9 protein-coding genes are annotated in these 15,035 nt (G+C 55.9%); 7 read left to right on the top strand and 2 right to left on the bottom strand.

The genetic code is table 11. From position 1 onward, the window contains the following. Positions 1-158 precede the first annotated feature (158 nt). A complete protein-coding gene (locus tag BLU70_RS00410) occupies positions 159-2,978 on the top strand; it encodes a 2-oxoglutarate dehydrogenase E1 component (RefSeq protein WP_074691180.1) in 2,820 nt (939 codons plus the stop codon). Positions 2,979-3,001: 23 nt separating this feature from the next. Continuing rightward, positions 3,002-4,249 (top strand): 2-oxoglutarate dehydrogenase complex dihydrolipoyllysine-residue succinyltransferase, encoded by a 1,248-nt coding sequence (gene odhB, locus BLU70_RS00405; protein ID WP_006446342.1) that lies wholly within the window; start codon positions 3,002-3,004, stop codon positions 4,247-4,249. 107 nt (positions 4,250-4,356) lie between these two features. On the opposite strand, the gene BLU70_RS00400 is transcribed toward odhB, so the two are convergent. Beyond that, the gene (locus tag BLU70_RS00400) at positions 4,357-5,883 is read right to left on the bottom strand and encodes a glycosyl hydrolase family 18 protein (protein WP_074691178.1); all 1,527 of its coding nucleotides are present in this window, start codon (positions 5,881-5,883) and stop codon (positions 4,357-4,359) included. A 123-nt stretch (positions 5,884-6,006) separates the two neighbouring features. Next, positions 6,007-7,431, bottom strand: coding sequence for an NAD-dependent malic enzyme (locus BLU70_RS00395; protein ID WP_040289016.1), 1,425 nt, complete (start codon positions 7,429-7,431; stop codon positions 6,007-6,009). A 120-nt stretch (positions 7,432-7,551) separates the two neighbouring features. Between BLU70_RS00395 and BLU70_RS00390 the strand changes: the two genes are divergently transcribed. The 5 genes from BLU70_RS00390 to ppc all read left to right on the top strand — a co-directional run bounded on the left by BLU70_RS00390 (position 7,552) and on the right by ppc (position 15,000). After that, the gene (locus BLU70_RS00390) at positions 7,552-8,655 is read left to right on the top strand and encodes a PucR family transcriptional regulator (protein ID WP_074691176.1); all 1,104 of its coding nucleotides are present in this window, start codon (positions 7,552-7,554) and stop codon (positions 8,653-8,655) included. Between the two features lie 91 nt (positions 8,656-8,746). Continuing rightward, positions 8,747-9,892, top strand: coding sequence for an ABC transporter ATP-binding protein (locus BLU70_RS00385; RefSeq protein ID WP_040289018.1), 1,146 nt, complete (start codon positions 8,747-8,749; stop codon positions 9,890-9,892). Between the two features lie 15 nt (positions 9,893-9,907). After that, the gene (locus BLU70_RS00380; RefSeq protein WP_040289019.1) at positions 9,908-10,168 is read left to right on the top strand and encodes an HPr family phosphocarrier protein; all 261 of its coding nucleotides are present in this window, start codon (positions 9,908-9,910) and stop codon (positions 10,166-10,168) included. 221 nt (positions 10,169-10,389) lie between these two features. Continuing rightward, a complete protein-coding gene (locus BLU70_RS00375; RefSeq protein ID WP_100218600.1) occupies positions 10,390-12,150 on the top strand; it encodes a methyl-accepting chemotaxis protein in 1,761 nt (586 codons plus the stop codon). A gap of 135 nt (positions 12,151-12,285) precedes the next feature. Continuing rightward, on the top strand, positions 12,286-15,000 hold the full coding sequence (gene ppc, locus BLU70_RS00370; RefSeq protein WP_040289020.1) for a phosphoenolpyruvate carboxylase: 2,715 nt from the start codon (positions 12,286-12,288) through the stop codon (positions 14,998-15,000). Positions 15,001-15,035 lie beyond the last annotated feature (35 nt).

Genomic DNA, 15,035 nt, shown 5'->3' with positions numbered 1-15,035 from the left:
GAAAACGGAAATGGGAACGCGACTGTCCCGATCTATTCATTCTCTGACATCATGGTCGAATTCCTGCTTGGAAATTTTCCGTGTTGTCCATGCAATATTCCCGAAAAAGGAGTATTGTATCTCTTGGTGCGCCCAGAGATATGGAAGAGGGGTTTACGATGGAGAACGAGCAGCCTGTACCGTTGCAATCATTCTGGCAACAATTCTTCGGGCCGAATTTTGGGTACTTGCTGGAACTGTATGAGGAGTACAAGCGCGATCCGAACGCTGTGAGCGCAGAAACGCGCGAGATGTTTAATCGCTATGGAGATCCGGGGCAAGCTGTCGCCACTTCGCTCGAAACGCGTAAAGTCCACACTACGGGCGTCGGGGTAGGTGTGTCACCGGACGTCGTTGCACGCGTTGCAGAATATGTGCGTAGCATCCGTACATACGGACACCTCGCTGCCGACACAGATCCTATGTTTCCTGCCGAGTCTTCCCCTGAGTTGGAACCGTCCACCTATGGAATTATCGAGTCTGACCTGTCTCAATTGCCAGCGACCATCGTCGGCGGTCCGGTCGCCGGGCAGGCACGCGATGCACGTGCGGCCGTAGAGGCACTGAAGGCTGTATATTGTCGAGACCTCGGTTACGAATTTGCGCACTTGGCGAATCGTCAGGAACGCGAATGGCTGACCGAGCAAGTCGAGACTCGCCGCTTTCACACGCAGTTCAGCGTGGAAGAGCAGAAGCAGTTGTACCGCCAGCTAGCGCAGGCGGATATGTTTGAACGGTTTATGCACAGGCGTTTTGCTGGACAAAAGCGCTTTTCTGTTGAAGGTCTGGATGCGCTCGTGCCAATGGTGGATGCGCTTGCAACGCTGGCTGTCGATGCAGGCTGTCCCAACGTGATCGTCGGCATGGCACACCGCGGCCGTCTCAACATACTTGCGCATGTGTTGAAAAAGCCTTACGAGAGGATTTTTGCAGAATTCCACACGGGCAACGAACTCGCCAGTGACGAAGAGTTGGCCGAGTATGAGCGCGGCTGGGGCGGCGACGTCAAATACCATCAGGGCTGGACGCGCGTCTTCACCGATGCAAGTGGGCGCAAGGCTCGCTATGTGCTGGCCAACAACCCAAGCCACCTGGAAGTGGTCAACCCTGTGATCGAAGGAATGGCGCGCGCCGCGCAGGAGGATCGGACGCGTCCAGGGCAACCGATTCAAGACGTGCACAAGGCGTTTCCGATTCTCGTTCACGGCGACGCGGCATTTCCGGGCGAAGGTGTTGTTGCGGAGACGCTCAACTTCTCGCAAATTCCTGGCTACTACACCGGGGGCACCGTGCATATTATCGCCAACAACCACGTCGGTTTCACGGCGGATCCGGATCAGGGCCGCTCGACCCGCTACGCCAGCGATATCGCCAAAGGCTACGACATGCCTGTCGTGCATGTCTCCGCGGATAATCCGGAGGCCTGCATCCGCGCCATTCGGCTCGCGTTCGCATTCCGCGAGACCTTCCACAAAGATGTCGTGATCGATCTCGTCGGCTATCGCCGCTGGGGGCATAACGAGTCGGACGATCCGAGCATGACACAACCCGTACTCTATACGAAGGTTGCGTCGCATCCGACGGTCAAGGAATTGTATGCGACGGAATTGCAGTCGCGCGGAGCCATTGACGCGGGGGAAATTGCGCGGATCGATCAAGAAATCGATGAACAACTGATGGAAGCCTACAAAAAGTATCCGGAGGTCCACGTGACGGCCAAGGTGGAGGATTTCTCCGAGCAAACAGAGGAGGCCCCGCCGGTCTCGATCGACGACTTGCGCGAGATCAATCGCTCCTTGCTCGATACGCCACCGAACTTTACGGTTTATCCGAAGTTGCGTCGCATTCTGGAGCGGCGCCGCGATGCGGTGGATAACGGGGACATCGACTGGGCACATGCGGAGGCCCTGGCGTTTGGAAGCATTTTGCGTGAGGGCACGCCTATCCGTTTGACCGGGCAGGATTCTGAACGAGGGACCTTCGGGCAGCGCCATCTCGTTTTGCACGATGTGAACAACGGCCATAAGTACATGCCGCTACAGCATTTGCCGGGCGCTCAAGCGAGCTTTGTGGTGTATAACAGCCCGCTCTCGGAAACCTCCGTCATTGGTTTTGAGTACGGGTACAACATCGAGGCGCCAGAGACGCTTGTCTTGTGGGAAGCTCAGTTTGGCGACTTTGCGAATGTCGGCCAGCCAATGTTTGACCAGTTTCTCGCAGCGGCGCGCTCGAAGTGGGGCGAAGCGTCCGGATTGGTACTGCTTTTGCCACACGGGTTCGAAGGTCAGGCGTCGGAGCACTCGAGTGCGCGTGTGGAACGTTTCCTCCAGTTGGCAGCCCGCAACAATATCGTCGTTGCGAATGTCACCACGTCGGCACAGTATTTCCACTTGTTGCGTCGGCAGGCGGCTCGCCTAGGTGCCGATGCGCGGCCACTGGTCGTGATGACGCCGAAGAGCTTGTTGCGCAGTGCTGCCGCGGCGTCCAAGGCGGCGGACTTTTGCGAAGGGCGCTTCCAACCAGTATTGCATAAGGCGATTCCGAAAACGGCCGCAAAAAAGGTGCGTCGACTCGTCTTGTCGAGTGGCAAAGTCGGCGTTGAACTGACGGCCGAGATCGGAAAGCGCGATGCGAGTGAAACGGCTCATATCGCGACGGCTCGTGTTGAGCAGTTGTACCCACTGCCAACTTTGCAGTTGCAGGAAGTTCTAGTGGCGTACGAGAACCTTAAAGAAGTCGTTTGGTTGCAAGAAGAACCCCAGAATCAAGGGCCTTGGGCATATATGCGGCCGCACTTGCAAGATTTGTTGCCGCAAGGTGTGCGTTTGCGGTATATCGGGCGGCCTGAGCAGGGGTTTGTCGCCGAAAGTTCACCAGACGTTCATAACCGAGTGCAGGCGGAAATTTTGCAAGCTGCTTTGGCGAATGACATCAACTGAGTGCGATTGGGGAGGAAACAAACGTGGCAGAGGTAAAAGTACCTTCTCTGGGCGAATCGATTGTGGAAGCGACCATCGGTCAGTGGCTTAAGCGCGAGGGAGACGCCGTCGAGTCGGGAGAAACCATCGCCGAGCTGGAGACGGACAAGGTCAATGTCGAAGTCATCGCGGAACAGGCGGGTGTTCTAAGCTCTATCCTGAAGCAAGCCGGTGAAATGGTCGGGATTGGCGACGTGATCGCGGTCATTAGCGAAGGGGCAGCGGCGGCACCTGGGGCACAACCTCAGGCATCGGCTGCGCAACCGGCACAAGCGGCGCCATCTCCAACTGCACAGGCTCCTGTTCAGACCGCGCCTGTTGCACAGCCTTCTGCACAAGCTGTGCCTTCTGCAGCGCCGTCGACGGTCCGGGCAACGCCTTCGGTGCGCCGCGCCGCACTCGAGCAGGGTGTAGACTTGGGACAGGTGCAGACTGGGCGGATTGAAATCGCGGATTTGGCTCGTGCCGCGGCTGTGCCATCTGCTCCAGCATCTGCGCCACAGCCTACCGCGACGCCGACGTCGGCTGCTCGTCCTGACGAAGAGCGAGTTCGGATGTCGCGTCGGCGCGTTACGATTGCCAAGCGTTTGGTCGAAGCGCAACATACGGCGGCCATGTTGACCACGTTCAACGAGGTCGATATGAGCGCAGTCATGGACGTCCGCAAGCGCCGCAAGGACAACTTCAAGGAAAAGTATGGCGTGGGTCTCGGTTTCATGTCTTTCTTCACCAAAGCGGTTGTTGGCGCGTTAAAGCAGTTCCCGCGTTTGAACGCCGAAATTCAGGGCGAAGACATGATTATCAAGCATCACTACGATATTGGCATCGCGGTTGCCACGGAAGGCGGCTTGGTGGTGCCCGTCGTGCGCAATGCGGATAGGCTGACATTCGCCGATATCGAACGCGAAATTGCGGATTTGGCCGTAAAGGCCCGTTCCAATAAACTCGGGTTGGAAGACCTGCAGGGTGGCACGTTTACCATCACAAACGGTGGTACATTTGGATCGTTGCTTTCGACGCCGATTTTGAACGCGCCGCAGGTCGGCATTCTCGGCATGCACAATATCGTGCAACGACCAGTGGCTGTGAATGGCCAGGTCGAAATCCGGCCGATGATGTACATTGCGCTGTCGTACGATCACCGAATCGTCGACGGTAGTGAAGCGGTGCGCTTCCTCGTCGCCGTCAAGCGAATGATTGAGGATCCTGAATCTCTGCTCATTGAAGGTTGATGGCAAGGTAAGTGGGGCTTACCCGTCATTCGACGATATACAATAAGGCTGTCGATTTCCGGATGGTGCGGAAGTCGGCAGCCTTATTTGTTGTATTGCGACATTCGTCAACTTGTGGTGTTGTTTGTGACCGCAGTGGTTGTCGCGTTGGCTACCGGGGGGGCAGTGGTGCCACCCGTTTCGGCAGGAACGAGACTGTCGAGTACTTGGTCCGTCGCCGGGTCCTCAAGGCCGATCCGCCACTGTGCGATGCCACCTAGCGCAAATGCTCCGACTTCCGCGATGCGGGACGCCAGGCTCGCAGGTGTTTCGTAATACACCGTGTGGGTAATCCCGTTTTGCGAATAGGTGAGCCTGGGTGTTGCGGTCGACGCATTGTACGATACTGTGGTTCCGGGCTGGGAGGCGAGGTTGTCCACCTGCTGCAGGGTTAGCACCGTCGGATTGCCGCTGTTGCCCCAGTCGTATGCGTACGTGTCGATACCGAGCAGGACTTTGGCCGATGGCGTTTGGGATACTGTGTAGCTAATCGTGTTCACGACCCAGGGCAGCGGTGCGATGGGCCCTGGGGGACTGCCGGGATAACTATAGTCGTAGCTCATCAGCACCTCTTTATCAGCGATCTCACCGATTTGCTGCAGGTTGTATGCTCTGTCCCAGGTGTCGGATGCTGGGTCATCGATGGCCGGAACATCGATGGTCAGCCATTTGTCCTGATTGGCGAGTAGGACGTGCAACTGTTGTAGGAATGACAAAAACGAAACTTGGGCAGCGGCCGGGAGAAATTCAAAATCGATGTTTACGCCATCATATCCCCCCGCTACAACGGCCTGTACAATGCGCTGTGCCAGGGCTAAAGCGTTCTGTGGATTGGCGAGGAGGTTGGCAAGTGAAGAACCATCGAAACTGTCGATGCGGGCGATGGCAAGCATGCCATTTTGATGTGCATAGCTACAAGCCACTTGGCCTTCATCCTGTGTTAGAGTTCCGTTAGTGCGCAAATCGAACGCGTTCACAAAGAGAACATTGACATGGTGCCGATACATCTGCAAATCGCTCACGGACGTCGCATCCCCGTTGATAAACGCACTATTCCATAGCCCCGCTTGTGCCGGCTGTGGCAAATTTGGTTGATTGGCCAGGGACCACTGGCTGCCGTTCCACGAGCAGGCAATCCCTGCGCGTTGGAGCATTTGCATGACATACCATACCGGCATGTAGGTGGTCGGTTTACCACTGTTTGGGTCGATCGCGACGATCGGTTCGACCATCGAGACGAGACGCTGGTTGAGGTACAGAGCCACTTTGCCTGTGCCAATAGAAAGGTTGTTCCAGTCTATCGCTTGTGAATTGCTTACCGAGAATAGCCAAGAGGATCCGTTCCATTGGTTGGTGCATCCAAACCCGTTCAGAGCCTGCATGACATAGTACACAGGCATGTATGCCGTCCCGCCCTGGACGATTTTGTATACCTGTGCATGATGGCCGTCATAGTTGATGGTTGCAGGCGAAAAATGCAGTGCAGGCTGCGCCGATGCTGCATGTTCGAAGTGTGGGAAAGCGGCGAGTGCCAGTGCGGAGCAGGCGGCGGCCAGAAAGCCGACGCCTGCATTGCGACGATTGAATTTCTGCATCAGCGGCGCGAGTCCTTTCCGTGCGTAGTCCGATGTTGTCGGCAAGCCGACCTTACATCGATAACACTACGAAACGACGGATTTGGCGACAAGCGGAGAATCTTGACAGGCCGAGATTACAGGTCAAAAATTGTTGGTCGGTGGCACTTCACGTCTTGCGACGCCAGACTTGCGCGCCGCCTCGGCGACCGCGTCCGCAACGCGCTGTACGACGGACTGGTTGAACACCGACGGAATGATGTAATCCTCACGCAGTTCGTGATCGCGAATCGAGGAAGCGATAGCTTCGGCCGCCGCCAACTTCATATCTTCGTTAATGGTGTACGCACGTGCCGCGAGCGCACCCTTGAAAATGCCCGGGAAACAAAGCACGTTGTTGATCTGATTCGGATAATCCGAGCGGCCAGTCGCCAGGACCCGTACGTGTGGAGCGGCGAGTTCGGGCTCGATCTCCGGATTGGGATTGGCCATGGCAAAGACAATGGGATCGGGCGCCATTTTACGAATGTGATCCACCGTGAGGACGCCAGGACCGGAGACCCCGATGAACACGTCTGCGCCGACGATAGCATCGTCCAGTGTGCCCGTGACATTATCCGGATTCGTGTGCTCCTTGTACCAATTCCACATCTCGTTCTCATAGGTCGCACCACGGTGAATAATGCCCTCCAGGGTGACGCCCAGAATGTTGGTTACGCCCGCTTTCAGCAACATTTTCGTGCACGCGACACCGGCGGCACCGATGCCGACGACGACGACTTTCAAGCTCGGCAGCGGTTTACCGACCAACTTTGCGGCGTTTAATAGACCTGCGAGCATGACGACCGCGGTGCCGTGCTGATCGTCGTGAAAGACGGGGATATCCAGCTCCTCGCGCAAGCGTTCTTCAATGTAAAAGCAACGAGGAGACGAGATGTCTTCCAAATTAATTCCACCAAACGCCGGAGCAATTTGCTTCACTGTCTCGACAATTTGGTCCGGATCTTTGGTGTCAAGGCAGATAGGAAATGCGTCAACGCCTGCAAATTGCTTGAACAGCATCGCCTTGCCTTCCATAACGGGCATAGCCGCATAGGGGCCGATATCGCCAAGTCCCAAAACCGCCGTTCCGTCGGACACAACCGCGACTGTGTTGCGCTTGATGGTCAATTGAAACGCTTTCGAGGGATCCTCGTGGATTGCTTCACACACGCGTGCGACGTGAGGCGTATAGACTCGCGAAAGATCCTCGCGGTTTTTGACCTGTAATTTTGGTGCGACTTCCAGTTTTCCGCCGAGGTGTACGAGAAATGTACGATCCGACACGGCGACGACATGAATGCCTGGTTCCCGATCCAGGATATCGGCAATTTGCCGACCGTGTTCCCGGCTGCTGACATTGATGGTGATATCGCGTACCACCATGTCTGGCGTTACGCGGATGACGTCCACAGCTGCGATGTCACCGCCAGCATCGCCGACAAGGCTGGCCACTTTTGCAAAGGTGGTACCCTGATTCGTGAGTTCTAAACGGTAAATTAAGCTGATTCCAGTCCGCTGCAGTTCCATGAAGAGCCTCCTTCGCGTTACCCCATCCTGGATTCAGTGTAACAAACGTGTCGTCGCAGTTACAATGAGGTTAAACTTGCGCTGTAGGCAAAATCGAGATCATCGACAGGGGCGGAATCGATGGACTGGTGGCACGATGCGTTAGAACTCTGGACAAAAGCTTTCGGGATCGAATGGACGCTCGTCGAATGGCCGCACAATGCGCCAGATGTTCCGAGATTTGGCTGGTGCAATCGCGATGAAACTTGGTTGCTACGTCTAGATGACGGCAGGGCCATCCGATTTCCCAACTGGGATGCGTCTGAAGAGGTGAGGTGCGCCCTTGCTTGGACTTTGCGCCAGCTGGCGCACGAGCAACGTTTTGGCGGCGGACGACCAGTGGGACAGGCCTATGCAGGCTGTCGCGACATGACGTTCGCGGAACTGACCGCTGTAGTTGCGGGCGTCGATGGGCGCGGTGAACCACGCGACTGGGGACCGCTTGCTCAAAAGAAGTTCCCTGGCTATCTGATCGCGATCGAATGGACTGCCAAACACGCCAACAGCGAACGGCAAGTGGCGGAGGATGCCGATATTGCAAGACATGTGATCGAGGCGATGTTCGGGCATGGATGGACCGAGTTCGATGCAAACGGCCCCTGTCTGCTAGTGTTTCTTGCAGAGGACGATCTTGCCGGGATCGAATGTGACGGAGATGAACCTGCGTGCGCCGGTGACCAATCGTTTGTCAAATTGCTGGCGATTGCAGAGCAATTGGCGGCAGCGGTGCGGGCGGAAGCCTTCGTCGATGCCAAGGTTTGGGTCTCGATGCCTGTCGTGAGCCCGCACATGGTCTTTTCGGCACTTGCGTCTTTGCAGTTGACGGCACGCATGGGCGATCGGCACAACCGTACGCACGGCGTGTTTGGGGAGGATCCCGCACTCTATCTGCTTAGCGTCGCTGGCGCTGCGCAATGGAAAGTGCTGCAGGCGATGTTGACGGCGCGAGCGGTGCAGCCTTTGCGGGATTGGCCGGACGGTTGGCGAGAACTGACGGAGGCCATGATAAAGGCCAATCTCAACGCCAGTGAAGCTGCTCGATCGCTCTACGTGCATCGGAACACGTTGCTTGCGCGGATCGAAAGGTTGTGCGAGGCGAGTGGATTTGACGTGCGCCGCGGCGAGGACGCCATTGCGCTGTATCTTGCCGCCCGTTTTATGCCACAACAAGTTGCTTCAACTTGACGAGGCGATTCCGTACAACCTGCACATAGGCCTTCTGTGCGCTCTTTGCTAGACTGGCACCATAGCAGTTAGACATGGGAGGTTGACCAACGTGGCACGCGTGTTGCTCGAACATATTTACAAGACATACAGTGGTGCATCGGAACCGACGGTCAAGGACTTTAATCTCGACATCCAGGACAAGGAATTTGTCGTGTTCGTCGGACCGTCCGGTTGTGGTAAAACGACGACATTGCGCATGATTGCAGGGCTCGAAGACATTACAGATGGCAACTTGTACATCGGAGAACGCCGCGTAAATGACGTCGCACCGAAAGATCGCGACATCGCCATGGTGTTTCAAAACTATGCTCTGTATCCGCACATGTCCGTTTATCAGAACATGGCGTTCGGCTTGAAGTTGCGTAAGGTGCCAAAGGCCGAGATCGACAAACGCGTACAGGAAGCGGCGAAGATCCTGGATATTGCACATCTTTTGGACCGCAAGCCGAAAGCGCTGTCAGGTGGTCAGCGCCAACGCGTTGCCTTGGGCCGCGCTATCGTCCGCGAACCGCAGGTGTTCCTGATGGACGAACCGCTCTCCAACTTGGACGCAAAACTGCGTGTGCAGATGCGCGCGGAGATTCGTAAATTGCATCAGCGGTTGCAAACGACGATGATTTACGTTACACATGATCAGACGGAAGCCATGACGATGGGCGATCGCATCTGTGTGATGCGGGATGGCATCATCCAACAGGCGGATACGCCGCAAGTGGTTTACTCGCAACCGAAGAACATGTTTGTCGCAGGTTTTATCGGATCCCCGGCCATGAATTTCATTCGCGGCGAAATCGTCGCCGATGGCGATGCATTCTACTTCCGCGCGCCGGCAATCTCACTGCGTCTGCCCGAAGGGCGTTATGGCGTGTTGAAGAGTTCTGGCGTGATCGGCAAGCCGGTTGTACTTGGTGTGCGCCCAGAGGACCTGCACGACGAAGAAGTGTTTATGACGACGTATCCGGATACGGTTCTGCAGTCACAGGTCGAGGTCGTCGAGCACATGGGTTCTGAGTTGTATTTGCACTGCAGCGTCGGCGAAAACACGTTCATCGCTCGTGTCAATCCGCGTCACATGTACCATGTTGGCAGCTCTGTGAAGCTTGCCGTCGATTTGAACAAGATTCACATCTTCGACGCGGAGACCGAGGTGTCCATCGGTTTTGCGGCGCCTGCAAAACAAGAGGCATTGGTCTAAATCGAGGTGTTGTCCATGGTGGAGAAGGTTTTGACGGTTAACTTGGCCCAGGGGCTGGCCGCCCGTCCTGCGGCGGAGTTCGTCAAACTTGCATCGTCGTTCGCGAGTAGCGTTCGCGTTGGCAAGCATGATCAATTCGTTGACGCCAAGAGCGTACTTGGTGTGATGTCGATGGCCATCGCGCACGGTGAGACAGTGACGCTGCAAGCGGAAGGCAGCGACGAGGCGGAAGCTGTAGCTGCCCTTGCGGATCTGCTGGGGAAAGAAAGTTTATAAGTTGAAAAACTGCTCAGGCTTGCCTGGGCAGTTTTTTTACATAGCCCCTGCATCATCGTGATCGCGAAAAAGGTTTATTCGACTTGCGTCGCCAAGCAGGGAAACGTATCGACAGCGCGAATAAAGCAAGGTATGGGTTGAAACCGATTACCTTGGAGTGCGGCGATGCCTATACGCTGTCATGGCGTGCATCAGTACACCTAGTCATTGGAGTGGATCGCATGAACAGACAAACAGGGGGGCGCATCGTGTCGTTATGGAGCAACATGGGGGCACAGTTGACGCGCTTCATACCACGCTTGCGCATTCGGCAAAAATTCATGGTCAATACGGCACTGCTGACGGTGTTGATTGTCGCAATTGGCGTAGCAAACTGGGTGATTGTACAGAAAATTCATAATGCAATTCAAAAGATGGAGAATGCCGAAAAAGTTCTGAATATGATTCGTCAATTCGATTACGACATTCGCAGTGCCGATAGTGACGCAGCGATTTATCTACTGGCACCGAACGGGCCGGAAGCGCAGTTTCAACTGCAGGCATACAACGCGGATGCAACCCAAGTGCAGGCAGATTTAAATGCGCTGCAAAAAATGCACGTGAGTTCGCAGGATGAAGCAATTTTGAACTTATTCGAGTCGGAATGGCAGCCGATTCTATCTCAAAACAAGACGGCGTTCCAAGAAGCGAGTACAGATTTGTCTCAAGCACAGACTTACTTTACAACCAATACTATCCAACCATTGATTCAGAGTCTGTTACAGTTTACGAATGACGAGCAAGCCATCAGGGATAGTGCGAGCAGTCAGGTCGATGCACTGCTTAAACAGACCGTGTTATGGAACGTGCTCATCGCAGTAATCGCTATCGTTATTGCTTTTGGCGGAAGCTGGATTCTGTCCGTCGTCATCACGAAGCCGATTCTGCGCATGCGCAAATTGGCGTTTGAACTTTCAAAAGGAAACTTGAAGGTCGAAGAGCTGAAGTTGGCGTCGCGCGACGAATTGGCGGACCTGGCCAATGTGCTCAATACGCTTGCGGCGAACTTGCGCACGCTGATTCTAGGAATTGCGGAAGCTTCGGAACACGTCGCCGCCTCGTCCGAGGAATTGTCGGCTAGTTCGGACGAGATGATGCACGCGACGGAAGAAATCGCACAATCCATTGAGCAAGTTGCCGCTGGAGCGGTGAAACAGATGGACGAGATCAATCAGACTTCGAGTTCGGTGCAGACGGTGATTCACGAAATCGACAAGGTGTCGGAACTGGCCGGCGAATTGCACACGACTGCCGAGGCCACGCAGGAGCAGGCGGGCACAGGTGCTGGCATGATGGAGTCGATGGCACATCAGATGGATACCATCCGCTTGCGGGCGGATCGCGCAGCGGAACTCATTGCGCGGCTGGCAGAGAAGTCGGCAGACATCCGCCATATTGTTGAGACCATCGCGAATATTGCTGATCAGACCAACCTGCTCGCGCTAAACGCCGCGATCGAAGCGGCCAGGGCGGGTGAGCACGGCCGCGGCTTCGGTGTCGTTGCCGAGGAGGTGCGCAACCTTGCTCAGGGCAGTGCGGCTGCGGCCCGCGAGATTGACCACATCATCAACAGCCTGATGGAAGCAACTGAGGAAACGGTGCGCTCCATTAACGACGTCACCTCGGAGGTACAGGAGGGCACGGTACTGGCGGGTCACACAAAGGAGACCTTTGCGCGTATCCGGCAATCAATGGACGCGGTCGGAGAGCGCGTGGATGTCGTGACGGAGGCGACGCGTACCATCGCGGATCGAGCTGTCGATATGGCGAAGTACATGGAGGTTGTCGTTCATCTCGCGCAAACTGCGGCTGCAAATTCGCAAAGTGTTGTCGCGGCCTCGCAGACTCAATCGGGATCCATGGAAGAAATTGCGGCGACCGCGGGATCGTTGAGCGAACGCGCGCAAGAACTGCAGGGGCTTATCGGGCGCTTCCAAATGTAAACGCGTATTTCGCAATTCTGTTTGTTCACACTCATTGCACGTTATCGCTTCGCAGTGTACGCTTGAACGAGAGATACGAGAGGCGCGAAGGTGTACCGCCCTCGCGCTGAGTGGGGAGATCAGGAGGAATGCCTAGTGGCAAACGATGCACCGCTACATCGGGATATACGCGTGCTGGGCGATTTGCTTGGCGAGGTCTTGGTGGAGCAGTGTGGCGCCGAGGTCTTTTCGCAGGTCGAACGCATTCGCCTTGCTGCGAAGACATTTCGCGCGGATCCATCGCCGGCTACGCGGCAGGCTTTGACCGACGCGGTCGCCGCGGTGCCAGCGGAACTGCGCAATGACACGATTCACGCGTTTTCAGTATATTTCCAATTGGTGAACTTGGCGGAGCAAAATCATCGCCTGCGCCGCCATCGGGATTATGATCGGTCGCAGCAGGTGTTACGAGGTTCGTTTCGCGATGCGATGGCGACGCTCGCCAACCGCGGTATGAAAGAAGATGACGTCAACCGTCTTCTGGAGGAAGTCGGGATTGAACTCGTGCTCACGGCGCATCCAACCGAAGCGTTGCGCCGAAGCGTCCTCGACAAACACACCAAAATTGCCGCTCTCCTCGAAGAAATGGACGATCCGCGCAAGACGCCACGCGAGTTGACTGCGATTCACGAGCAGATTCGCACCGAAATCGTCGCTTTGTGGCAGACTCGCTCGGTGCGCAAGCAGCGGATCACGGTTTTGGATGAAGTGCGCAACGGATTGTACTTTCTCGACCAAATCCTGTTCGACGTTCTCCCACATGTCCATCAAAAGCTGGAGGCCGCAGTGCGCGACCAATTCGGGGCGCAGTCGATCGATCTGCCGTCGGTTATCCGCTTTGGCTCCTGGATGGGAGGAGATCGCGATGGCAACCCGAATGTAACCGCGCAGATCACGGAGCAGACATTGCTTCTGCACTGCGATCTCGCCCTCAATAAATATGCCTCGCGCCTGCGCGAACTTGGGCGGGATCTCAGTTCGTCGGTCGAACGCGTCGGCGCTGATGACGAGTTATTGCGGTCGCTCGACACGGTTTCGGACGAGCCGTATCGAGCCAAGGTCAATCAAATGATAGAGCGATTGCAAAACACGCGCCGACGGATCCATGGAGAATTGCCACAAGGCGATTTTTACGCAACTCCAGCCGACATGATGGCAGACGTCGAATTGATGGCGCGATCGCTCGCCAATCATCGTGGAGAACGCTTGGTTGACGCATATCTGCGCCCCTTTATGTTGCAATTACAGCTGTTTGGCTTCCACATGGTCACGCTGGACATTCGCCAGCACAGCGGCATTCATGAACAGGCGGTGGCAGAGCTTTTTCAGACGGCCGGGTTGCCTGATTACATGGTGTGCGATGAGACGGAACGCGTGCGGCTTTTGTCTGAATGCTTAGCGTCGCCGCGGCCGATTCGAAACCCATATCACACGTATTCTGATGTGACGACGGAGGCCTTGGCCGTATTCGACTGTGTACGTCGCGGACACGAGATTTATGGGCGCGACTGCGTGCGTGACTATCTGATTTCGATGACCCAAGGTGCCAGTGATCTACTCGAAGTATTGCTTCTGGCCAAGGAGTCCGGACTTTTCGGTTGGCCAGAAGGTCCGAGTGAACCACCTCGCAGTGATATCAACGTTGTACCGCTTTTCGAGACCATTGAAGATTTGGAAGCAGCACCGGCTATCATGAAATCGTTGTTTGCCAATGACGTGTACAGGCGCCATCTGGCTGCCCATGGTCACCGTCAAGAAATCATGTTGGGATACTCGGATAGCAACAAGGATGGGGGGTACTTGACGGCCAACTGGTCGCTTTATACCGCCCAGCGCAGGCTGCTTGCCATCGCCAAGGAACAAGACGTCAAAATTAAGTTTTTCCATGGTCGCGGCGGTGCTTTAGGACGGGGGGGCGGTCCGGTCGAACAGAGTATTTTGGCACAGCCCACTGAAGCGTTGCGCGGTCACGTCAAAATCACTGAGCAGGGTGAAGTGATTTCGCAGCGGTATGGTCATCCAGGGATTGCCGAGCGTTCGCTGGAGTCGGCAACCGCCGCCGTGCTCATTGGCGCTACGCGGCAAAATAGCCCGGAATGGCAAGCCGCGCACGAGCGTTGGTTTGCATTGCTCGATCGCGCTTCAGAACAGAGCTTTCGTGCGTATCGTAAACTGGTGTTCGAGCATCCAGATTTCCTGCAGTATTTTCACCAGGCGACGCCCATCGACGAGATCGGCAAAATGAATATCGGCTCGCGTCCGGCAAAGCGCACGAACTCGGCCCAAATCCAGGATCTCCGAGCTATTCCTTGGGTGTTTTCGTGGACGCAGAGCCGCCATTTGCTGCCGGCGTGGTACGGTTTCGGCACGGCGATGCAGCATGTGTTGCAGGAAGACGCTGAGAGTCTGCATGCGTTCCGGGCGATGTATCGTCACTGGCCGTTCTTCCGAACGCTGATTGACAACTTGCAAATGGCATTGGCGAAGGCCGACATGCTGGTGGCGCGGGAATATGCCCTGCTTGCCGGTGAAGCGGGCGAACGTATTTTCCCGGAAATTGAAGCGGAGTATGACCGGAGTCGGACCGTGGTACTCCTCATCACGGAGTACGATCACCTTCTGGACAATCGCTCCGTGATCCAGGAGTCTATCACCCTGCGCAATCCGTATGTCGATCCGCTCTCGTTCTTCCAAGTTCGCCTGCTACAGCAGCTGCGCGAAACGACGGATGAAGCAGAGCGGGACGCATTGCTCGCCGACGCGCTGCAGACGATCAACGGCATTGCGGCAGGGTTGCGCAACACGGGCTGATCCATTTGGGTCAGCTCTTCGTTGCAAGATTCGCA

It is taken from the genome of Alicyclobacillus hesperidum, assembly GCF_900107035.1.
GTDB classification, from domain to species: domain Bacteria; phylum Bacillota; class Bacilli; order Alicyclobacillales; family Alicyclobacillaceae; genus Alicyclobacillus; species Alicyclobacillus hesperidum.
This window is presented reverse-complemented; position numbering and strand designations above follow the sequence as displayed.

Coding starts and splice junctions, on each gene's coding strand:
- BLU70_RS00380 (WP_040289019.1), top strand. CDS start 9,908: ATGGTGGAGAAGGTTTTGACGGTTAACTTGGCCCAGGGGCTGGCCGCC.
- BLU70_RS00410 (WP_074691180.1), top strand. CDS start 159: ATGGAGAACGAGCAGCCTGTACCGTTGCAATCATTCTGGCAACAATTC.
- BLU70_RS00395 (WP_040289016.1), bottom strand. CDS start 7,431: ATGGAACTGCAGCGGACTGGAATCAGCTTAATTTACCGTTTAGAACTC.
- BLU70_RS00400 (WP_074691178.1), bottom strand. CDS start 5,883: ATGCAGAAATTCAATCGTCGCAATGCAGGCGTCGGCTTTCTGGCCGCC.
- BLU70_RS00390 (WP_074691176.1), top strand. CDS start 7,552: ATGGACTGGTGGCACGATGCGTTAGAACTCTGGACAAAAGCTTTCGGG.
- BLU70_RS00375 (WP_100218600.1), top strand. CDS start 10,390: ATGAACAGACAAACAGGGGGGCGCATCGTGTCGTTATGGAGCAACATG.